Genomic DNA, 22,427 nt, shown 5'->3' with positions numbered 1-22,427 from the left:
TTCAGCTTTCTGTTTGCTCGGCAGCTGCTCGCATCCTGGCGGCCCGGGCTTCTTGAATCTTGGTGTACATGAACATCCCGATGGTCAGTGCCATCAGCATCAGCAATAGGACGTTGGACATCGCGGCCGCCTCGCCCAGCTCCTGAAACTCCTGGGCCGTTCGGAAAATTCGCAAGGCAATTATCTCGGTGGACAAGCCAGGGCCGCCATTCGTCAGGACCAAAATGACCTCAAGCACTTTGAACGCATCGATAAGCCGCAAAAGCAAAGTCACGACCAAAACCGGCATCATGAGGGGTATCTTGATCAGAGTGATTTTCTGCCACTCGCTGGCGCCATCAATCTCGGCTGCTTCCAACGCTGAACGCGGCAAAGACTGCATGGCAGCCAAGGCAAGGATGAAAATGAACGGTGTCCACTGCCAGACGTCGGCGATCACAACGGCAACAAAAGACCAGGTACTATCCGACAGCCAAGGAATGCCCTCATCAAAACCCCAACTTTTGATTGTACGGTTAAAAATGCCGACGGTCGGATGGTACATGTAGCGCCACATCAGGCCGACTACGATCGGGGCAATCATCATCGGCAGGATGAACACCGTCCGCAAGACGGACATGCCGCGAATGTTCCGATCCAACAGTAAAGCCAGACCTACACCCAGAACCATCTCCAAAGTCACTACAACGAACGCAAATTTGATCGTGACCCAGAAGCTTTCGTGGAACGCTCTGTCATGCAGCAGATTGGCGTAGTTCTTTAGACCAACAAACTCGGCCTGACCGATGCGCTGGCTGGGGCTCCAATCAAGAAAACTGGCATAGATCATGTACCCGATCGGGTAGAGCAGCGCAAAGATCAGAACAACCGCTGCGGGCGCCAAGAACAGATATGGGGTGAGCCGATTGGCCCGTGCTACAGCACTCATAACAGCGGCCCTTTGATTTTTGAATTTCGTCTTGAGAGGCGGCGCCCGAACATTATTCCAGGCGCCACCTCGGGGAGTGAACTTATTGCTGCCAGGTGTAGTAGCCAGCGTCGTCCATAATCGCCTTGCTACGTTCCGCAACACCGTCCAGCGCAGTCTGAATGTCCAGGTCTTCGGTCAGAACCTGACTGAGCGTTGTACCCAGGTCGGCATTGATTTTACCCCAGACCGGGATGATAGGGCGCCAATCGGGATCGGCATGTTTTAGTGCCTCACCAAAAACTTCAAGATGCGGCTGTTCAGCCAAAACATCAGGATCGCTATGGGTCGAGAAGCGCGAGGGGTTACCGCCGGCAACCGCTATAGCTTTGTCCGCCTCTTTCGAAGTCAGCCATTGCATCAGCAGGAAGGCGGCATCCTTATTTTGGGCATTTGTCGGAATGCCAATACCAAACCCACCGGTCTGACTCCCTCGGCGTGTGCCTTCTGGGTGTGGTGCCCAACCGATTTTGCCTACGACCTTGGATTTCTCCGGGTTATTGACCTGGCCAGCAAAGACGGTGGAGTCGAGGAACATCGCTGAATTGCCTTGCAGAAACGATGCACCCGCCTCGGCAAAGCCGAAAGTTTCCGCGCCCTCGGCACCGCACTCAACAATTGTTTTCAACGCTTCGGCGGCTTTGACCCCCTCTTCGTTGTTCATAATCGGGTTCCAGTTGTCATCGAAAATGCGACCACCCAACGGCGCGAGGTGCAGAAGGTATGCGTGCGACGCATGATGTCCTGAAGCGGCGCGCGATGCCAGACCACCCATGCCGGGTTCCAGCTCGGGAATTCTACACGCCAATTCCAATAGGTCGTCATAGGTTTTCGGCACCTCAAGGCCGTGCTTGTCAAAGATATCCTTGCGATATCCCAAGATCGAAGTCTCGGACCCGAAAGGAATGCCGAACAACGATCCGGTAGGTCCGGGCAGGTATCCCTTAGCGCCACCAGAAACGCCAATGTTACCAACATATCCGTCGATCAGATCCTCTGCGTCGTAGTTCGGGTCTGCCAGCGCGGGATTCATGAAGTACTTGGCCAGGTTTTCCAGCTGATCCGCATAGACGTAATCGGCTTTGGAAAACACCACATAGGCGATCAGATCGTAGTCGCCTTTGTTCTTTGTCAGTTCCAGTGTCTGTTTTTCACGCATCTTCAGGTATTGAAGTTGGTCGACCTCAACCCGAATGCCGGTTTCTTCGGTGAATTGTGGTAGCACCTGCATCACCGCGTCAAAGTGAGGATGTGCCGGGAAATTCACGACAAGTGTTGAGCCCTCATAGGGCTCATACGGATTGGCGGTTGCCAACCCTGCAGTCAGTGTTAGGGCCGCGACGCCCGCACCGGTCTGTTTGAGTAAGTTCAGCATTTGCTCCTCCCATGCTGTTTTGGGCCGCTCTTAGAGGGCGACCTCCCTTTCGCGATCAAATAGATGAATTGCGTCGGCGTTGACCTCAAACCGAAGGGTCTCACCCAAGGCGATGGGCGTATCCGACTTCAGTTCGACCTCGATTTTCTGACCTGCGCAATCGCAGATCAGTACGGACTGTGCGCCGATGTATTCCGAGACCACGACCTTCAGGTCCAGACTGGCATCCTCGGGGGCGTTAGGATTAAAGCGCAGATCAGACGGTCGAATGCCAAGCGTGACATTGCGCAGGTCGGCTTTCTGTATATTTTGCTGACGCTTCTGAGTTAAGCTGATAGAAAATCCGGCGCCCGTCACAAACAGCTCACCACCACGATCTTCAACACTTGCGTCCAGAAAGTTCATCGGTGGCGAACCAAGAAAGCCAGCGACAAACTTGTTAGCCGGATTTTTGTACAGTTCTTCCGGTGTGCCTTGTTGCTGAATGTACCCGCCATGCATAACAACGATCCGATCCGCCAGTGTCATGGCTTCGATCTGGTCGTGAGTGACGTAGATCATGTTTTTCTGTACCTGCTGACGCATCAGAGCCAACTCGGCACGCATCTGACCACGCAATTTGGCGTCAAGGTTGGACAGGGGTTCGTCAAACAGAAACGTACTGCTGTCGCGCGTCAGCGCCCGGCCCATGGCAACCCGCTGACGCTGTCCCCCCGATAATTCTGCCGGTTTGCGATGCAGGTAATCGGTTAAGCCCAGCATCCGGGCGACGTCGCCTACCTTTTTGTCGATCTCAGCTTTGGGGACCTTTTGCAGTCTCAGTGCGAAAGACATGTTTCGCGCCACATCAAGATGCGGATAGAGCGCATAATCCTGAAACACCATCGCCAGATCGCGAGCCTTGGGTTCAAGATGACTGACCGGGCGATCATCAATGAAAATCTCACCTTCCGATACCGTCTCAAGCCCGGCAATCATACGCAACGTCGTCGACTTGCCACATCCAGACGGGCCAACAAACACGGTGAACTCGTTCTCTTCCATCTCGAGGTCGATTCCGTGCAGGACTTCAAAGTCCCCGTAACGTTTGACGAGGCCCTCTAATCGTATTCTGGGCATTATCCCTCCACCCCTTGTTACCGGTCACAATAACATCTATGTGACCGGTCACATAGTAAAATATTACGATTTAAATCAGGAGGTTAATCAGCCTAGGGGAATCTGCAGCTTTCGCGAAACTCGATGCGCGGTGTAAGCGTCACATGACAGGGCGAATCTGTGCGAGTTTCCTCGTCAGCAAGAAGTTGTGAAATAAGCTTCCCGGTTTGCCGCCCAATCTCAGTCGGGTCAACAACAACGGTGGAAATCGAGGGGGAGCTGAACCTCGAGACCTCAAAGTTACCGAAACCGACGACAGAGATTTCGTCTGGAACAGCCTTGCCGATTTGCAAAAGACGACTCTGAACGCCAAAGGCCGCCATGTCTGACACGCAAAACACGCAATCGACATTGGGATACCTGTCCAGAATGTGAGCGACGGCGGCGGCACCATTCTCGATGGTCAGCGGTGGAGTGCCCAGCATGATCTGCGCCTTGGCATCTAGCCCGGCGCTGCTCATAGCCTGCTCAAAACCTTCGCGCCGCGCCGCGCCTCGGGTCCAATCATCCTGACCTTCACCAAGAAAAACGATGTTCTCAAAGCCACGTTCGATCAACGCCTGTGTCATGTCATAAGCAGCTTTTGAATTCGAGAACCCAACCGTATGCGCAATTGGATTTTGCGGTTTCTCCCAAATTTCAACGATGGGCACGGATACGTCAGCCAACAGGTCAAGAGTGCGCTGTGTGTGACCGTCATAAGATAAGACTATAGCCTCTGGACGGCGGCGCAGCATAGTTTCCACGAGCTGTTCTTCCCGCTCGGCAGAATAGTCCGTGTGTCCAAGCAGCAATTGCAGCCCAACTTTTTCCAGCTCTTCGGTCAAGCTTTGGACGGTCAACGCAAAGTGTAAATTGTTCAGCGAGGGCAAAAGCACTGCGACAAAGCCGGACTTCTTGGTCGTCAAAGAACCTGCCATTTGGTCTGGGACATAGTTCATTTGCTTGACGACTTGCAGGATGTGGTCGCGTGTTTCCTTGGAAATTGGGCTGTTTTTCTTCAGCGCGCGGCTGACAGTCATCCGCGATACACCTGCCGCTTTTGCAACGTCTCGCATCGTGACATGTGTGCGACCGGGATTCTTGTTCGTCATGCAACCACCACCTTTGGGCAGAAACTAGACCACCTTGTTCCCGGTCACAATCTCAGAACTTCAGCCCTGCAACTCGTTGGGTAATAGAGCCGCTGGCATGTTCTGATAGCTTACTGGCCGCAACCAGCGCGCGATGCCCAAAGTGCCGACCGAGGTCGCGCGGACATCGGTGCTGGCCGGGTACGGCCCGCCATGCATCATGGATGAACACACTTCGACACCTGTCGGGAAACCGTTGGCCAGCAAACGGCCCGCCTTCTCTTCCAGCACCGGCATCAATTCACGGGCCAACGCTTCATCAGCTTCATCCATGTGCAAGGTCAGGGTCAGTTGTCCCTCCAGGCACTCGGCAAGCGCCCGCATTTCATCAGGGGTCTCGCACCGAACGATAATGCCCGCTGCGCCAAATACCTCGTGTTGCAGCTTAGGGTTTGCCATCCACTCCTTGGCGTTGACCTTGAACAAGGCCGGAACAGCCGAGCGACTGTCAGTTACAGCGCCGCAAGAGGTGACCTCGACCATAAGCTCGCGAAATTCACGGACACCCTTTTCATAAGCATCGTGAATGCCGTCTGTCAGCATCTTCTGCTCGGCGGTTTCGTTCAGCGCGTTGACACAAGCCGATTCCAGAGCATCTGCATCTGATCCCTTTAGCATAACCGCTACACCTGGATTGGTGCAGAATTGCCCTGCCCCCATCGTCAGCGACGCCGCCCAGCCCGCGCCAATCTCTGCTGCACGTGCGGCCATCGCCTCGGGCAGGCAGAACATCGGATTGACCGAACCCAGCTCGCCATAAAACGGGATGGGCTGGGCTCGGGCATGGCACAGATCATAAAGTGCCCGCCCCCCGGCCAAGGATCCGGTAAAGCCGACCGCCCGGATTTCAGGATGCTGAACAAGTGCCGAACCAACTTCACGGCCAGAGCCTTGAACGATTTGAAACGTGCCCGCAGGCATATCACATAGTTCGCCTGCCTTCGCGATAGCTTGCGCCACCAGTTCGGCGGTGCCAGCATGTGCGCTGTGACCCTTGACGATAACGGGACAACCAGCGGCCAGTGCCGATGCGGTGTCGCCACCTGCTGTCGAAAAGGCGAGCGGAAAATTCGACGCACCAAACACGGCCACGGGGCCGATTGCTTTGTGCGTCAGGCGCAGATCAGGACGGGGGAGTGGCGTCCGATCAGGAAGTGCGCCGTCTTTGCGGATATCAAGATATCCTGTCTCTTCAATCAGATCGGCAAACATACGCAACTGGCCGGTCGTACGGCCGCGCTCGCCGATGAGCCGCGCCTCGGGCAGGCCGGTTTCTGCCATACCGGTCTCGGTGATCTCATCGCCGAGAGCATCCATTTGATCCGCTATTGCGCGCAGGAATGTGGCGCGTTCGGTACGTGATTTTCCGGAATAGGCACGAAAGCCACGGCGGGCGGCCTGGCAAGCTTCGTCGACCTGCGCTGCGGTCGCCTGTGCAAAGCTTTGCCCGCCCAGATCATCAGACGCGCGCAGATTGTCGGACCCGACCCATGTGCCGTCGATCAGGTTTTTTCCAAGGATCATCTTATTTTCCCCATTTCAGGACCAGTGGGTCCAGCGGTTTCAGAAGGTCTATCAGCCGGTCACGAATGGCCGGTTGCAGCGGATCAATCGGGTGGCGACAAAATTCGGATCGGATCACGCCACCTTCGACCATCGCGGCCTTGCAGGACTGCCAACCGCATTGCCGGTTTTCGTGGTTGATCACCATCGCCACGCGCCCATAAGCGTCAGTCGCCTCATCAATGCGGCCAGCGTGGTGATGGATAATCACGGGTTTGATCTGATCAACGATCATTCCGGATGTCATGGAACCGGTTGCACCGGCATCCAGATCAGCCAGCAAAGTGATGCCCTCTTCGCCGTCAAACGGCGCTTCAATTACATCACCACCTGAGGCAATCAATGCCCGTAGCTTATTGGCCGCGCGAGGACACTCGATCTTGAACAGCTTCACCATGTCAATTTCCCGGGCCATCTGCACCAACAACGACACGGGTAGATCAACACCTGAGAGCGGCGCATCCTGTACCATAATTGGGATACCGACTTCACCCACAGCCGCGAACTGATCAAAGGTCTGCTGCGCGTTCCCTTTCAAAAGCGCCCCGTGATAAGGCGGCATCATCATGACAATGTCCGCGCCAAGGTCTTTCGCAAACTTAGCGCGTTCGACAGCGATCTGCGTGGCAAAATGACTGATCGTCACAATCATCGGCACGCGCCCGGCGACATGTTCCAAGCTTAGCCGGGTTAAGGTTGCACGTTCTTCGTCTGAGATCAGAAACTGTTCCGAAAAATTCGCCAAAACACAGATCCCGTCTGCGCCCTGATCGATCAGGCAATCCAAAACACGCTTCATCCCATCAAGATCAAGTGTACCGTCATCATTGAACGGCGTTGGAGCGACGGGCCAGATGCCAGTGTATGTCATGAGCTACTCCGTTATCTCGAAATGTTTCAGATGCTTATCGGTGATCTCAATCCCTAGGCCTGGCTTGTCGTCATCCAGATCAATGAACCCTTCGACCGCATCTGGATCACCTTCGAAGATGTAATAGAACAGCTCATTCCCAACCTCGACATCAAAGACGGGGAAGTATTCGCTGATCATACAATTCGCATTTGCCATGGTCAGGTGGTAATTGTGCATCTGTCCGGCATGAGGGATGACCGGCACTTGGAACGCCTCGGCGATAGCGTTGATCTTTTGCGCTGCTGTGATGCCCCCTACGCGGTTGGTGTCGTATTGCAGGACCGAGACGGCTTTTTTCTCGATCAGATCCTTGCAACCGATAACCGAAAACTCATGCTCCCCGCCCGAGATAGGCACGATATTCATTGCGTTCAGATCGCGGTAACCTTCGACATCGTCTGCAATCACCGGTTCTTCCAGCCACCGAGGTTCGTATTTGGTCAGCTTCGGAAGCATACGTTTGGTGTAGTCGAGGTTCCAACCCTGATAACATTCCAGCATCAGATCCGCGTCATATCCAATGACTTCGCGCACCGCCTCTACCCGCTTCAGGTTTTCGCGCATGCCAGGCATTCCATCCTTGGGCCCCCATCCAAAGCGCATTTTGTAGGCGGAATAGCCGTGCTTTTTAGCCTCTTCAGCCTCAGCCTGCATGGACTCGACCGGGCCGGAATAAAGCTTGGAGTAATAGACCGGGATCTTTTCCTTGGTCCGCCCGCCAAGCAATTTGAAAACAGGCTTGCCCACAAGCTTGCCCATCAGATCCCAAATCGCCAAATCCACCGCCGAGATCGCTGTCATCCCGATGCCCTTGCGCCCCCAGGCGTGGCTGCGGCGGTACATTTTTTCCCACAGATAAGCATAATCGAACGGATCTTCCCCAATCACCATGGGTGCAAACCAATCATCGATGGCCGTCTTGACCACGGTCGGAGCAAGTGCTGCATTGCCGATGCCCACAGTGCCGTCCTCGGTTTCAATTTCGCAGGTCAGCCATTGGTGAAACCGGAAGGAGGACATTGCATCGCCCTTGTCCCAAAGCGTATCCGACGCATTGGTACAGAAATTGCCGGTGGGCGGAACGGTGGGCCCGGACCAGTTCCAGACGCGGGTGCGCACGGATTTGATCTTTGTCATCTTGCTCTCCTCAATCCGCGCTGCGTTCAGCGCGATGTGTCTTGGCCATCCGCACCAGCAGATCAAATGCTTGCCGGGTCGCTCCCGGGTTGGCCTTGTTCTGACCGGCGATATCGAATGCAGTGCCATGCGCTGGCGTGGCCACCGGAATGGGAAGCCCGCCTGCAACGGTCACACCACGTTCAAACCCCATCAGCTTGATCGCGATCTGGCCCTGGTCGTGATACATGGTCACGACCGCATCGACCTCACCCCGCTGGGCCTTTAAAAACACCGTGTCCGACGGCCATGGCCCCGTCACGTTCATCTGTTTTTGCTGCGCCTTGCGGACGGCAGGTTCAAGAATGTCGATCTCTTCCCGACCAAATTTGCCGTTATCGCCTGCGTGCGGATTCAACGCCGCTACCGCGATGTTGGGACGAACCTTGCCCGCCTTGCGCAGGGTGTCATCGGCCAGATTGACGGCCTTTAGTATCCCGTCTTCGGTGATATTGGCCGCGACGTCTTTTAGCCCGATATGAGAGGTCACGCGCGTGGTCATCAGCTCATCCAGAACATTAAGTTCCGAGTGATACCCCTCATGACCCAGATACCGCGCCATATAGCGATGCTCATCCTCGGCGTTCAGCCCGGCGCCCGTCATCGCCGCCTTGTTGAACGGGCCAAAAAGGATGCCGTCCACCTGTCCCGCCATCGCCAGATCCATCGCCTTGTCGAGACAGCGCAGGGATGTGGTGCCGCTTTCAACCGTCACCTTGGCGATTTTCACGTCCTCGGGTGCAATTGTGTCCAGCTCCAGATGGGAAAGCCCATGTTGATCCGTCACCTCACACACCGTGTTCAAAGGGACGTCAAGATCAGCTTGTTCTGCGCCGCGTTGCCACAAATGGCTGTCGCCGACCAGCACGATATCGGCAGCATCCTGAACGCCATCCTGACTTAGCAGCTTGGCGATGAGTTCTGGCCCGATCCCGGACGGATCGCCAGGAACAATTGCGATGCGAGGTTTGATCATGCCACACCCTCCCAGTATTTTGAAAATCCGTCGGGCAGGATGACCATCACGTCTGGCTCCTTGCCCGTGTCAAAGGTCTGCACCACCTCGAATGTATCAAGGTTGAACCGCTGCACCTGCTCGCAATCAATCGCGATATAGGCGAAGCCAGCCTCGTCATCGATACACAGGGCCAGCGGATTTGCAGGCGTTTTCTGTTCGTGCAGCATCTCACCCGTCGCTTCGTCAAAAACGGAAAACGAGCCGCCAAAATGGTTCATCGTCACAAGGCGATTGCGCTTTTCGTCATAGTAAATTCGGCAGGGGTCATCCGGTGTTGGGAACGTACGCTCGACTTCCAGCGTTTCGGTGTTGATGACGGCTACGGTGTTGGAAATCCGTTGCGAGGTATAAAGCGTGTGTGCTTCTTCCCGCAGACATCTCCCCTCAGGTTTCTGCCCGGTCTTGATTGAGATCGGCGATACTGACACATCGTAGGGGTTGAAAACAGTCACATCGCCAGAGGTCAAATTCATGGAATAAGCCGTGTGCCCATCTTTGGTGAGGGCAAACAGATGACACTTGGTGCCGCCCGTCGGCGTGACATGATCCCATCCCTGATCGAAGGCGCGCGGGTTTTCCTTGACTAACAGATGACCTGTCCATTCCGACAGCACGTATAACCGCCCCTGCCCGTCCAGTCCGATCCCATGTGGGCGGGCATGTTCGCCCAAATCGTAGCTGTGCACGATTTCCTGTTTGCGGATATCAATCACGATGACCGACCGACCCTCGGTACCCTCGATACCGGAATTCTGCACCCCGTAGTGACCGACATAAGCGTACTGGTAATCATCGTCGACCACGAACTCATGGGGGAAATGTGGCAGGTCCAAACGACCCTGACGGGCACCCGTTTGAATGTCATACCAGCTTACGCAATGGCTGCACTTTTCAATCAGCATCATGGATTGCGCCATTTTGAACCCCTTTCCGAGTCATCAAATCTATTCTATGTGACCGGTCACATCGTTATGTGTCGCGCCGTACATCGTCAATCCCAAATTCAGTTTGGGCGGGGATGTCCCCGCCCAGCCCTAGGTCAACGCTCCAGAGCGCCCACGCCTGAGAACCGAAACGCTTCCTGTTCCAGCGCATCCAATTCGTCTGGGTTCATCTGGTCATGTGCGACCGTAATCCGGCCCAGAAAAACAAAAGGCAGCTCGTCCTGACGGCCTTCCATATGCGCCTTGATGGCCTCAGCCGTGGCGGCACCAACATCGTCGCCCATGCGCATCGGGGTTGCATCCAGTTCGCCGCGACGGATGGCGTCCAGCTCAAGACCTGTACCGCCCCAACCGGTCGAGAAGACTTCTTTCTCTTTGCCAGCTGCAACCTGTGCCTCGACCGAACCCATCGCCATCGCCGTGTTTGCGTTGTGGATGATCGTGGCCTCAGGATACGCCTGCAGGATCAGGCTAGTGCCCTCAAAACCACCTTCGCGCTGGTACTCACCATAGTGTTCATAAACGGTAGTCCAGTTGCCCTTATCCTCAACACAGGCCTTGAAATCACCCGAGCGCTGATCGTCAGTGATCCCCGGAATACCCCGGTTCATCGCCATGGTCACGTCATTGCCCAAGCGTTCCAGCATGTAGTCGCACATGGTCAGCGCACCCGCGGCCGAGCTGAAATCGAACCATGCATCCGGCTGGTTTTCCAGATCCTTGGGCGGCGTGTGAAAGGCCCAGACGAAGGTGGCAAAGCCGTCGCTAGCCGACATCTTGTCGATGTTGTCTGCCTGAATGGCCAATTCCGATGGGCCAAAAATGACGAAATCATATAGATCCGCATCTTGAACCACCTGATTGGCATAAGTTGACTGCAGGCTGTGTTCGATCTGACGGCTGGCAAATTCTGTGGTCTCGTATTCGATCCCCAACTCGTCCAGGCGTTTGATCATCGCGAGATAGTTGCGCGCCCAGAAATCTGATGTATCCGCCGAAGGGTAGATCAAGGCGATCTGCAACGGCCCGTCCTGCGTGCCTGAATACTTTACTGCTTCAGCCCCGGTCGTGGCTTGCAGCGCTTCCAGCTTGCCGTCGGCATTTACCTCGCCCGGAACCCAGTAGTCCCGATCTGCGATACCGGGCAGCTCTTTCAATGGCAGGTTGCCTTCCGCCAAGGCAGCAGCAGCACACAGGCAAAATGCGCTTGTCGTCAGTAAGGCTTTGTTCAATTGTTTCACGGTAAGTCCTCCCTTTCGCGAACATTGTGGGGTCTTGCAGGTGCGTCGGGACTCCTACCTCCCGGCGCACCACTTTTGTCTGCCTTAGCCGCTTGGCGCAGGCTCGGTTGCCAGGCCCGCCCCAAGGGCCAACAACAGGATCAGTGCACCGATCAGCGCAGCCGAGAACCGCAGCAGCTTCTGCGCCTCTTTGCTGCGCAGTGCGGCCATCAAGCCATGTGCACCGTCCCGGTCTTTCTTTTGCATCCACGTGTACAGAGCGACCGAGCTGACGATGACCACACCCGAAGCGACGGATTGCCAGAAGAACTCGATCCGCAGCGTTACCAATGCGTTGATCATCATCGACAGCAGAAGCACACCGGCTAGCGAACCCAGCATTGACGCCCGTCCGCCGAACAGAGAGGTGCCGCCCACAACAACCGCTGCGATGACGTGTAGGTTGAAATACGGCGCTGAAGTTGCCTGGATGGCGTTCAGTTTTCCGGTCAGCATCACACCCGCCATCGCCGCCGCCGCACCCATCAGCACATATGCATAGATTTTGTGGCGATCGACCGCGACACCAGTCATTTCACTGGCTTCGGGGTTTGAACCAATGGCGATGGTGTAACGCCCGAAATAGGTGCGGGTCAAAACCACATAGCCGACAGCCATGGTGAGTAAGCCCAAAATCACTGGGATCGGGATAAATCCGGGGATTTGTCCACGCCCAATATCCGTAATCAAGTCGGGGAACCGAGCAAGCACCAGACCTTTTGCGATGACGAGCGCGAGGCCACGATACACCAGGTCCATAGCCAAGGTGCCGATCAGGTCCGGTACCTTGAACCGAGTAATCACGAGGCCGTTGATCAGACCCATGATCGCCCCCATGACGATAGCCAATGGCACTGCCACCCATGCGGGAAAGCCGTACTGCTTGATCAAAAAGGCCATAAGAATGGCTGAGAACGCTGCAATGGATCCAATCGAGAGATCAATCCCGCGCTGGGTGATAACAAAGGTCATCGCCATAGCCATTGGCATATACAGCGCCGCGTCCAGTAGGATCAGGTTCAGGTTTGTGGCGCGGAAATACCGTGCAGGTTCGGCGATACCCATGAAGATAAGGATTGCCAGGATCATCACCATTGGACCGATGAAGGCCAGATACGGCTCGAGCCGGTCCATGATGGTTTTATGTTCGGGGGTGGTGGTGGTCGCGGACATCTTGCTCTCCTTCACGCGGCCGCATCCTGAGCGCCGACGATCAGGCCCAGGACGTCTTGAACGGAACTATCCGCGGTTTTGACAACGCCAACAGCGCGGCCCCGGCGTTGCACGTGAATGCGGTCGGATACTTCGAAGACATCATCCAGCGAGTGCGAAATCAGGATAACCGCCAGCCCCTGTTCTCGAAGCGACTTGATCAGCTTCAGGGTTCGGGCTGTTTCCTGCGGACCCAACGCGGCAGTGGGCTCATCCATCACCAGCAGGCGCAGGTCTTCGTGGTACACCGCGCGCGAAATCGCGACGGCCTGACGTTGTCCGCCAGACAGGCTTTCCGTCATCACGTCCATTGACCTCAAACGCACGCCTAAACGTTCTTCCAGAACCCGGGCAGCCTCGGTCTTCATGCGTTTATTGTCCAGAAACGCCATGCCCAGGACGTTCTTGGTCAGTTCGTTTCCCAGGAACATATTGGCGGCAGGCGACAGATGATCCGCCAGCGCAAGTGTCTGGTAAACCGCGTCAATCCCGTTAGCGATTGCGTCCGAGTGGCTGGACATCTCCAACGGCTGACCGTCCATCAAGATCCGCCCTTCGGTCGGCTGGTGAACACCGGTCAGGATCTTGATCAACGTCGATTTTCCCGCCCCGTTGTCACCAACGATGGCCAAAACTTCACCGGCATACGCGGTCAGATCAACATCCTGCAGCGCCGTGACGCCGCCAAAGCGTTTGGTTATTCCCTGCATTTGAACCAATGGCTGATCGCTCATGGCTTCCTCCTTTGCGCAAAGCTTCACCATGGCGGTCAAAAGACCGGTTTGATGGCTTTGCGCTGTGTCATCTCTTTGGAAGGCAGCCCCGCCCGTGAAAGGCAGAGGCTGCCAAAGTGGTTACTTGCCCCAGATCGTCACGTAAGCGTCGCGATATGGGCTGTCGGGGTCGAACTGGTTGCTATCACCCAGCTTGGCCAGACCTTCCTCGGTCACCAGCGCGGGCGACGTCACATAGCCCGAGCACGGCTCGCCCTGAATGGCGCGGTTCAGCTCATCCACAAGCTGCCAGCCCTGCAGGTTTAGCGGTTCGGCCACGGTGATGGTCTGATAACTGCCACTGCGAATACGCTGGAACGCAGCCTCGGACCCATCGCCGGCCGAGCCGGCCTGTGGGCCGTCATCCGACGAAATTCCTGCGGCCGCCAGTGCAGGCCCCATGAAGTCGAAATACAGGTCATTGATCGCCAAAGCGTGCGTCCACTGATCTCCGTATTTCTGCAGAAGGCTGGTGGTCAGCGGCCCCATCCGGGCTGACGTATCAGCAATGGGCGTGTCGACATATTCCAATACCGTGCCACCTGCGGCCTCGATGGTTTCTTTGATGCGATCGGCCTTGTCGATGGCAATCTGATAGGTGGAGTCCGTAAAGATGATGGCCCCGACCGCATCCCCACCATCATTCATCGCCCATTCCGCAGCAACTTCGGACACGGTCATCGCATCGGTTGAGACATTGGCAAAGATACCGCCCGGTGCGTCGCAGCCGATCTTGGGGCCTGAGTGCCATGCGACCATCGGAATGTTCGCATTCACAACGCCTTCAAGCGCAGCCTGCTGTTCGACGGCGTCGAAGCCATTGATGATGATCCCGTCCGGTTGCAAGGCCATTGCCTGACCGATGGCACCTGTGCGGCCCTGAATGGAACCGGCGCCGTCCAGCACGCGGACTTCCCAGCCGATGGCTCCGACCGCTTCCTCGACACCATTGGTGACGCCCAGAATACCGCCGTTTTTCAGATCCCCTGCAACGACGACAATCGACTTGCCCTCGGCAGCTTTGGGGCCGCTTGTAGGTCCGTCAAAGGCGGTCTCGGCCATGACCGGTACACCCAGCCCCGTCAGCAGGGCGGCGGCGGATACCGCCATAAAAGTCCGTTTCAGCATAATCTCCTCCCTTATGCTTTTTATTTGTTGGCGCCTTTGCGGCGCTGAGCGTAACCGGCAATCCCGATCGCAATCAGCAGCGTGACACCGTTGAACATCGGCTCGACCCAGAAGGATCCACCGAATTGCTGAATACCCGAGATACCGACAGCCAGGATCGCGACACCCACAACTGTTCCCCAAACATTCACGCGTCCCGGCTTGATGGTGGTGGACCCCAAGAAGGCCCCGACCAAAGCAGGTAACAGGAATTCAAGACCGACCGAGGCTTGCCCGATCCGTAGTTTCGATGCCAGCAACACCCCGGCGAATGCGGTGATCAGGCCCGATGACATAAACGCGCCAATGACAAACTTTCGCGTTGGAATACCGTTCAGCTGTGCAGCGCGCTGGTTGGCACCGATTGCATACAGATATCGGCCGATGGGCGTGTATTCCAGAATCAGCCACATCGCGACGGTGATGCCCAGCACATAAAAGCCGGTGATCGGCAGGCCGAACACAAAGGTGCCGTTGATGGCGTAGAAACTATCCGGCAACGCACCGACCATCTGACGACCGCCCGTATGCCACAGCGCCAGCGCGTACAGCACAGTGCCCGTGCCAAGCGTGGCAATAAAGCTGTCGATCTTTGCGACTTCGACAAGCAAACCGTTCAGGAAACCGGTGAACAAACCCAATGAGAGAACGATCGCAACTGCAATTGGCCAAGGGATACCAAACGTCGTCTGCAATGAGATCGCCAAAATGTGCCACAGTACGATCCCATACCCCACCGTCAGGTCGATACGTCCGGCCGCCATCGGGATCATGGCCCCAAGCGACAACAGCGCAATAATGGCCTTGTCCGAAATGATTGCCCGCAAATTCAGGAGTGTGGGAAAGGTATTGGGCAATAGGACCGAAAACAGAATGATCAGGAATCCGGTCAGCAGCACCAGCCCATAGACCGGAAGAAAGCGCAGTATCCGTGTTCTGAGCGAAGCGTTCTTCAACTCGGCCTTGGTAGGTTCCAGCGCATTGGATTCAAGCGATTGCATATTCGTAGTCCTTAACTCGCAACGGCGTTCGAGGCCGAGGCGGCTTGTATGAGATTTTCTGTGGTCAGCTCAGTACCCATCAATTCACGCACGATCTGACCTTGGCTGAAGACAATGGCGCGGTGACAGATGGCTGCAACTTCTTCAAAATCGGTCGAGACCACGATGATGCCGACGCCATCTTCCATTGCCCGATTCAATAACGCATAGATTTCCGCCTTGGCGCCGACATCGACGCCAGCAGTAGGATCCTCGCAGATCAACAAATTGCGTTTTGTTTCCAACCATCTGCCGATCACAACCTTTTGCTGGTTTCCACCGGAAAGGCTTTCGATGGCCATGGTTTGATCATTTGGCGACAACGCGACATCCGCGCCCACGCGGGCGGCGTTTTCGGTTTCTGTACGGTGGCTCATGAACGATAGCAGCGTTCGCCCGAAGGCCGCGGGGTTCAGGAATGTGTTCTCCCGGATGGTCAGCGACATCGCCACGGACTCCTCGGTCCTGTCCCGGGCAACCAGCCCGATCCCAGACGCCATAGCTGCTTGGGGAGAGGATAGATTAGGCGCTTCGCCACGCAGGGTGATCTGCCCATCGAACATTTCAGCACCAAACAATGCACGCGAGACGTTTTCGTGCCCTGCCCCGCGCAGGCCGACCAGCCCCACGATCTCATTCGATTGCAGCTGGAAACTTACATTGTGAGCCGCGTCCATATTCAGGCCGCTGACCTCCAGGATGGTCTCGCCCGGCGGGTTGTCGGGCTTGATCACCTGGCGTGTCTTTCGCCCGACGATCATGTAAACAAGCTCTTCCGGCGTTGTATGATCAATGCTGCGCAACCCAACCAACTCACCATCGCGCAAAACCGCCACGCGGTCGGCGATCTGAAAAATCTCGTCCAGCCTGTGCGATACATAGATCATGCCCACGCCCTGCTCTTTCAGTGGGCGCAGAGCTTCGAACAAGCGCTCAACCTCGTCTGCGGGCAGCGACGCGGTGGGTTCGTCCAGTACAAGATAGTCGCAATCCACCGCCAAGGCGCGGGCAATGGCGACAAGCGATTTCTCGGTGCGCGAAAGATCCTGAACACGAGTTGTTGGATCAAATTCGCATCCAACCTTATCCAGCGCTTGTTGGGCAAACTCATTCACTGTCTTCCAGTTGATAAGACCGTTCTTCCGAGAGTAGCCGAGCGCCAATGCAATGTTCTCGGCGACCGTCATCCATTCGATCATCCCCAAATCTTGGTGAATGAACGCAACTGACTGACGCTCTCCAAAATCGCCAGGGCTGTGTTCGTATGGGTGACCATCGATCAGAACCCGACCTTCGTCAGCTTTGTGAATGCCACCAAGGATCTTGATGAGAGTGGATTTCCCGGCCCCGTTTTCACCCAACAAAGCAACGATCTCGCCGCGTTCAATGTTCAGGGATACATCGCGCAAGGCATAGGTGCCTCCGAAATGCTTCTTTATCCCATCAAAGAACAGATTGCTTTGTGCAGTGCCGGGCACTGTGGCCTCCTCCCAGATCGCGGTAACCCTGTTGCTCCTCAACAACGTGTTGAGTTACCCGTAACGTTACGTTAGCATTCTCGCAGCCCACTTGGTTGTCAACAAAAAAGAGTTACCCGTAACGTAAATGAGCGACGATCCGGATAAATCAAATAAAAACAATAAAATAAGTCTGGCCGAAGTGGCCAAGGCAGCAGGCGTCTCCAAGATGACTGCAAGTCGAGTCTTGCGGGACGAAGGAGGTTTTTCGGAAAAGACACGTGCCAAGGTCATGGTAGAAGTCGATCGCTTGGGATACCTGCCGAATCGCTTGGCGACCGTGTTTGCGGGTGGCAAGAAATCGACGTTTGTCGGCGTCAGCATCCCGGAATTGGGCAATGAAATCTTCGCTCAGGTGCTCGAGGGCATTGACCGCAAACTGGGGGCATTTGGCCATCAGACGGTTCTGGGCCTGACCGAGCACGAAATCGACCACGAGGAAAAGTGGATCGAAACCGTTCTGTCCTGGCAACCTGCCGGGTTGATCGTCACCGGACGCTCACACAGCCCCAAAGCCATTCAAATGCTGCGCGGTGCAGGCATTCCCTTGGTGGAAATCTGGGACTTCAATTCCAGCCCATTGGATATGTGCGTTGGCCTGAATCACTTTGATAGCGGTTACAGCATGGGGCGCTACCTTGCCGGGATGGAGTACCGAAAGTTTGGATATGTTGGCACGTCGCATGACGTCGCCAATGCCGCGACAGCGCGGCTGAACGGGTTCTCCAAGGCAATTGAAGACGCAAATGGGCGGCTTGAAAAACAACTTTTGCTCAAGGATACCCCTGGCTTCTACACTGGTTTTTATGGGACCGAGCAGCTTTTGGCGGCCCATCGCGACATCGAAGCCATTTTCTATCAGAACGACAACATGGCCATTGGCGGCCTGCAATACACCCAGAAGATTGGTCTTCGCGTGCCGGATGACATCGGTATTGCAGGATGGGGCGACTTGCCTATCTCGGCAATTCAGCCATACCGGTTGACATCTATCGCTGTGCCACATCTGAAAATCGGTCAAATCGCCGCCGAGATGGTTTTAGCGCAGATAAACGGAGAGCCCGTGAAATCCGCCAAAGACGTCGGGTTTAGGCTCATTCCTGGCAGCACGGTCTTGAAGCCGACAGCTGGCGCGTAGCAGTTTTCATAGCCGCTAGTCTAAGCCACTGATCCGACGCTAACTCGAGATCACCCGAGCCATGAACGGCTGCATCTCCAGATTTGGACCCACAAGCGCGGACGTCTCAGCGATGCGCGGCGGCGTGATGTTGAATGGCTCTATACCGATCCGGGCTAACCGCGACATACGCCTGAATCGAGAGCTTCTACAGCAACCTGCGCGACGAGTTGCTCAAAGAGGGGCTGTACGACAGCCTGGACGGCGCATTGGTCACTACGACATTGACTACGGTCGGGCCGAATTTGGGCGGCTGGATTGTTGCAGAAGGTAGTCTGGCAACCGTAGAAAGCGCGCAGTTTCTTGTGTCATTTGGCTTTGCCCAATTGGACCTAGCAAAGATCTACTGTTTTACGTTTCCAAAAAATAAACGCGTCGTTCAATTTCACGACGGGTAACGATACACGATGCAGGTAATGTCGCCACGCGTTGGAATACACTGAAGAAGCGCAACGGCGTTTCACCCGGCATATGCCGGAAATTCAAAACACTCATCGAGCAACCGATGTGGATTGATCGCAGAGAACAGGGCCGCAGCTCAACCCGCGGCCCCAATTCCGCCACCTGCATTTGATCAGATATCCAGCGTGTGTTCTTTTTCCCAACGTGAAAAATGTGACACGAACGAGTTCCACTCCTGATGCTTCATCTTCAGGAATGCGCTCGAGAACTCCTGACCCATCATCGCCTTCAGCTCGGTGTCCTTGTCATAGTCACGCAGGGCGTCGAGCATATTAAGCGGCAGCTTCGGCGCGTCGGTCACGGTGTGGCCCTCAGCATACATGTCGATATCATACCGCCGCCCCGGGTCTGCCTTGCTGCGAATGCCGGACAAGCCAGCGGCAATAATGACCGCCTGCAGCAAATAGGGGTTGGTTGCCCCATCAGGCAGGCGCAACTCGAAACGGCCAGGCCCTGGCACCCGGACCATGTGGGTACGGTTATTGCCTGTCCAGGTCACCGTGTTCGGAGCCCAAGTCGCGCCCGACATGGTACGCGGAGCATTGATGCGCTTGTAAGAGTTCACGGTCGGGTTGGTGATGGCCGCCAATGCGCTGGCGTGCTTCATGATCCCACCCAAAAAGTGCTTGCCCTGTTCGCCCAGGCCAACTTCACCAGTTGGGCCATCGCCGTCACCCGCAAAGACATTGATTTTTGCGGCATCACCCGGCGCATCCCAGACCGAGATATGGGCATGACAGCCGTTGCCGGTCAGACCTTCGACCGGTTTTGGCATAAACGTGGCGCGCAAACCGTGCTTTTCAGCCACGGATTTGGTCATGAACTTGAAGAACGAGTGCTTGTCAGCGGTACGCAAGACATCGTCAAACTCCCAGTTCATCTCGAACTGGCCATTGGCGTCTTCGTGGTCGTTTTGATACGGGCCCCAGCCCAGTTCCAGCATGTAGTCGCAGATCTCGCGCACAACATCATAACGGCGCATCACCGCCTGTTGATCATAGCAGGGTTTCTCGGCGGTATCGAACGGATCGCTGATCTGCTCTCCATCCGGGGTCAGCAAAAAGAATTCTGCCTCGATCCCGGTTTTGACATGCAGGCCTTCGCTTGCCGCTTCGTCGATCAGTCGGCGCAACACGTTACGCGGCGCCTGAGCGACGTCCTTGTCTTCCATGACGCAGTTGCCCGCAACCCAGGCCACCTCGGGTTTCCAAGGCAGTTGAATGACCGAAGATGGATCCGGCACCGCCAGCATGTCGGGATGGGCCGGGGTCATATCCAGCCAGGTGGCGAACCCGGCAAACCCAGCGCCGTCTTCCTGCATGTCAGCAATCGCCTGCGCAGGAACCAGTTTAGCCCTCTGCCCACCGAACAGGTCGGTGAACGAAATCATGAAGTATTTGACGCCTTTTTCTTTTGCGAAAGCTGCGAGATCTGTCGTCACGATTGCTTTCCTTTCCCTGTTGTTTTTCGATTTTCAAAGCAAAACGCGGCCCCCATGAGGGAGCCGCGCAGCATCAATTCAGAACCCTTCCTTGCCGGGGTACCAACTGGTTCCCGCAAGTGGCACGCGCGCCATCGCGGCCGCCTCCATTGTCAACGCGCACAGGTCTTCCGGTTCGAGGTTGTGCAAGTGATTATGTCCGCAGGCACGCGCGATGGTTTGTGCCTCCAGTGTCATCACCTTCAGGTAGTTGCGCAGCCTCCGCCCGGCCTCAACCGGGTCCAGACGCGCTGCCAGATCTGGATCCTGTGTGGTGATGCCAGCCGGATCCTGACCTTCGTGCCAATCGTCATAAGCACCGGTGGTTGTGCCCAGTTTTTGATATTCTGTTTCCCACTTCGGGTCGTTGTCGCCAAGGGCCACCAATGCGGCGGTCCCGATGGCCACTGCATCTGCACCCAAGGCTAACGCTTTGGCTACATCGGCCCCGGTACGAATACCGCCCGAAATCACCAACTGCACTTCACGATGCACCCCCAGATCCTGTAAGGCCTGAACGGCGGGGCGGATGCAAGAGAGCGTAGGCAATCCGACATGTTCGATGAAAACATCCTGTGTAGCAGCGGTACCGCCCTGCATCCCGTCCATCACCACCACATCAGCCCCTGCCTTCACCGCCAAAGCGGTGTCGTAATACGGCCGCGTGGCGCCAACCTTGACGTAGATTGGCACCTGCCAATCGGTGATTTCCCGCAGTTCGAGGATCTTAATCTCCAGATCGTCCGGACCAGTCCAATCCGGGTGGCGACAGGCCGAGCGCTGGTCAATGCCCTTGGGCAGGGTCCGCATGTCGGCGACACGGTCAGAGATTTTCTGACCCAGCAGCATGCCGCCGCCACCTGGCTTGGCACCTTGACCGACGACAATTTCGATCGCATCCGCCTTGCGCAGGTCATTTGGGTTCATGCCATACCGCGAGGGGAGATACTGATAGACCAGTTTGTTGGAATGGCCGCGCTCTTCTGGAGTCATGCCGCCGTCGCCGGTTGTGGTTGAGGTACCAGCGGCCGAGGCGCCCCGACCAAGCGCTTCTTTAGCGGGGCCGGACAAGGCACCAAAGCTCATACCGGCAATCGTGACAGGAATATCCAGCACGATCGGTTTTTTGGCAAAACGCGTGCCCAAAGTGACGGATGTATCGCAGCGCTCTCGATACCCCTCTAACGGGTAGCGGGAGACTGACGCGCCCAGAAATAGCAGGTCGTCAAAATGCGGCACCTTCCGTTTCGCCCCACCACCGCGGATGTCATAGATGCCCGTAGCCGCAGCACGACGGATTTCTGCATTGATCGGGTTTGAAAATGTCGCCGACTGGATCGGCAGGGTGCGGGGGATTTGATCGTCCATATCTTTCATACCCTTCTTCCTCAGTAGGCGGCTGATTTGTCGACATCAAAATTATAAAGCTGACGAGCTGAGCCATAGCGTTTGAACTCTTCAGGTTTGGCATCAGAGCCTGCGCGATCCAACAGGTCCTTCAAAATCTCATAATGCTCGGGCCGCAATTCCTTTTCGATGCAATCCGCGCCCAGACTTTTGACCGAACCCCTGACAAACAGGCGGGCTTCGTACAGTGAATCTCCCAACGCGTCGCCTGCATCGCCGCACACAACCAGATTTCCGGCCTGCGCCATGAAGGCAGACATGTGCCCGATATCGCCGTGAACGACGATGTCGATGCCCTTCATCGAAATACCGCAGCGCGAGCTTGCATTCCCCTTAATCACCAGCAACCCACCGTGGCCCGTAGCCCCGGCATATTGGCTGGCATCGCCATCAATGATCACCTGACCGGACATCATGTTTTCGGCGACGCCGGGCCCTACTGATCCTTCGACCTTTATGGTCGCCTGTTGGTTCATGCCTGCACAATAGTATCCAGTGGAACCTTTGACAGTCACCTCAATCGGCGCGTCCAGCCCGACTGCAATGGCGTGGCTTCCCTTGGGGTTTATCACTTGCCAATTTGTCTGGTTTGTCTCGCCGCTCTGCTTTTGCAGGGTCGAGTTCAGGCCCCGCAGCCCTTCTGCTTCAAGGTCATAGGTCTGCAT

19 protein-coding genes are annotated in these 22,427 nt (G+C 56.0%); 1 reads left to right on the top strand and 18 read right to left on the bottom strand.

Going from position 1 to position 22,427, the window contains the following annotated elements; genetic code table 11:
- Position 1 precedes the first annotated feature (1 nt).
- The 15 genes from Q1B13_RS11610 to Q1B13_RS11540 all read right to left on the bottom strand — a co-directional run bounded on the left by Q1B13_RS11610 (position 2) and on the right by Q1B13_RS11540 (position 17,197).
- A complete protein-coding gene (locus tag Q1B13_RS11610) occupies positions 2–928 on the bottom strand; it encodes a carbohydrate ABC transporter permease (RefSeq protein WP_299080460.1) in 927 nt (308 codons plus the stop codon).
- Positions 929–1,010: 82 nt separating this feature from the next.
- Positions 1,011–2,342, bottom strand: coding sequence for an extracellular solute-binding protein (locus Q1B13_RS11605; protein ID WP_299080462.1), 1,332 nt, complete (start codon positions 2,340–2,342; stop codon positions 1,011–1,013).
- A 30-nt stretch (positions 2,343–2,372) separates the two neighbouring features.
- A complete protein-coding gene (locus Q1B13_RS11600) occupies positions 2,373–3,461 on the bottom strand; it encodes an ABC transporter ATP-binding protein (RefSeq protein ID WP_299080464.1) in 1,089 nt (362 codons plus the stop codon).
- 92 nt (positions 3,462–3,553) lie between these two features.
- Entirely contained in the window at positions 3,554–4,594 is a 1,041-nt protein-coding gene (locus tag Q1B13_RS11595; protein ID WP_299080466.1) for a LacI family DNA-binding transcriptional regulator, read from the bottom strand.
- A gap of 60 nt (positions 4,595–4,654) precedes the next feature.
- On the bottom strand, positions 4,655–6,157 hold the full coding sequence (locus Q1B13_RS11590; RefSeq protein ID WP_299080467.1) for an aldehyde dehydrogenase (NADP(+)): 1,503 nt from the start codon (positions 6,155–6,157) through the stop codon (positions 4,655–4,657).
- 1 nt (position 6,158) lies between these two features.
- The gene (locus Q1B13_RS11585) at positions 6,159–7,067 is read right to left on the bottom strand and encodes a dihydrodipicolinate synthase family protein (protein WP_299080470.1); all 909 of its coding nucleotides are present in this window, start codon (positions 7,065–7,067) and stop codon (positions 6,159–6,161) included.
- Positions 7,068–7,070: 3 nt separating this feature from the next.
- The gene (locus tag Q1B13_RS11580) at positions 7,071–8,246 is read right to left on the bottom strand and encodes an L-rhamnonate dehydratase (RefSeq protein ID WP_299080472.1); all 1,176 of its coding nucleotides are present in this window, start codon (positions 8,244–8,246) and stop codon (positions 7,071–7,073) included.
- A gap of 10 nt (positions 8,247–8,256) precedes the next feature.
- Complete coding sequence (locus Q1B13_RS11575; RefSeq protein ID WP_299080475.1) at positions 8,257–9,261, bottom strand: 4-hydroxythreonine-4-phosphate dehydrogenase PdxA; 1,005 nt, start codon at positions 9,259–9,261, stop codon at positions 8,257–8,259.
- On the bottom strand, positions 9,258–10,220 hold the full coding sequence (locus Q1B13_RS11570; protein ID WP_298935156.1) for a YncE family protein: 963 nt from the start codon (positions 10,218–10,220) through the stop codon (positions 9,258–9,260). The genes Q1B13_RS11575 and Q1B13_RS11570 overlap by 4 nt, the downstream gene beginning before the upstream one ends.
- 122 nt (positions 10,221–10,342) lie before the next feature.
- Positions 10,343–11,488: a substrate-binding domain-containing protein gene (locus Q1B13_RS11565; protein WP_299080477.1), complete on the bottom strand. Its 1,146-nt coding sequence runs from the start codon at positions 11,486–11,488 to the stop codon at positions 10,343–10,345.
- A gap of 84 nt (positions 11,489–11,572) precedes the next feature.
- The gene (locus tag Q1B13_RS11560; protein WP_298935158.1) at positions 11,573–12,700 is read right to left on the bottom strand and encodes an ABC transporter permease; all 1,128 of its coding nucleotides are present in this window, start codon (positions 12,698–12,700) and stop codon (positions 11,573–11,575) included.
- An 11-nt stretch (positions 12,701–12,711) separates the two neighbouring features.
- Entirely contained in the window at positions 12,712–13,473 is a 762-nt protein-coding gene (locus Q1B13_RS11555) for an ATP-binding cassette domain-containing protein (protein WP_299080479.1), read from the bottom strand.
- Between the two features lie 120 nt (positions 13,474–13,593).
- Positions 13,594–14,640, bottom strand: a complete 1,047-nt coding sequence (locus tag Q1B13_RS11550; protein ID WP_298935160.1) for a substrate-binding domain-containing protein — start codon at positions 14,638–14,640, stop codon at positions 13,594–13,596.
- Between the two features lie 20 nt (positions 14,641–14,660).
- On the bottom strand, positions 14,661–15,680 hold the full coding sequence (locus Q1B13_RS11545) for an ABC transporter permease (RefSeq protein ID WP_299080482.1): 1,020 nt from the start codon (positions 15,678–15,680) through the stop codon (positions 14,661–14,663).
- An 11-nt stretch (positions 15,681–15,691) separates the two neighbouring features.
- Positions 15,692–17,197, bottom strand: coding sequence for a sugar ABC transporter ATP-binding protein (locus Q1B13_RS11540; RefSeq protein WP_299080485.1), 1,506 nt, complete (start codon positions 17,195–17,197; stop codon positions 15,692–15,694).
- 127 nt (positions 17,198–17,324) lie between these two features.
- Here Q1B13_RS11540 and Q1B13_RS11535 point away from each other — a divergent pair, with 127 nt between their 5' ends.
- Positions 17,325–18,374 (top strand): LacI family DNA-binding transcriptional regulator, encoded by a 1,050-nt coding sequence (locus Q1B13_RS11535; RefSeq protein ID WP_299080488.1) that lies wholly within the window; start codon positions 17,325–17,327, stop codon positions 18,372–18,374.
- A gap of 613 nt (positions 18,375–18,987) precedes the next feature.
- Here the strand turns inward: Q1B13_RS11535 and glnT are convergent.
- The 3 genes from glnT to Q1B13_RS11520 form a co-directional block, all read right to left on the bottom strand.
- Positions 18,988–20,316, bottom strand: a complete 1,329-nt coding sequence (glnT, locus tag Q1B13_RS11530; protein ID WP_299080491.1) for a type III glutamate--ammonia ligase — start codon at positions 20,314–20,316, stop codon at positions 18,988–18,990.
- 78 nt (positions 20,317–20,394) lie between these two features.
- Positions 20,395–21,723 (bottom strand): FMN-binding glutamate synthase family protein, encoded by a 1,329-nt coding sequence (locus Q1B13_RS11525; protein ID WP_299080552.1) that lies wholly within the window; start codon positions 21,721–21,723, stop codon positions 20,395–20,397.
- Between the two features lie 20 nt (positions 21,724–21,743).
- Complete coding sequence (locus Q1B13_RS11520) at positions 21,744–22,427, bottom strand: protein GlxC (protein ID WP_299080493.1); 684 nt, start codon at positions 22,425–22,427, stop codon at positions 21,744–21,746.

It is taken from the genome of uncultured Ruegeria sp. (genome assembly GCF_947489545.1).
GTDB lineage: Bacteria > Pseudomonadota > Alphaproteobacteria > Rhodobacterales > Rhodobacteraceae > Ruegeria.
The sequence above is the reverse complement of the archived record's forward strand: the minus strand, read 5'-3'. Positions and strand labels throughout refer to the sequence as shown.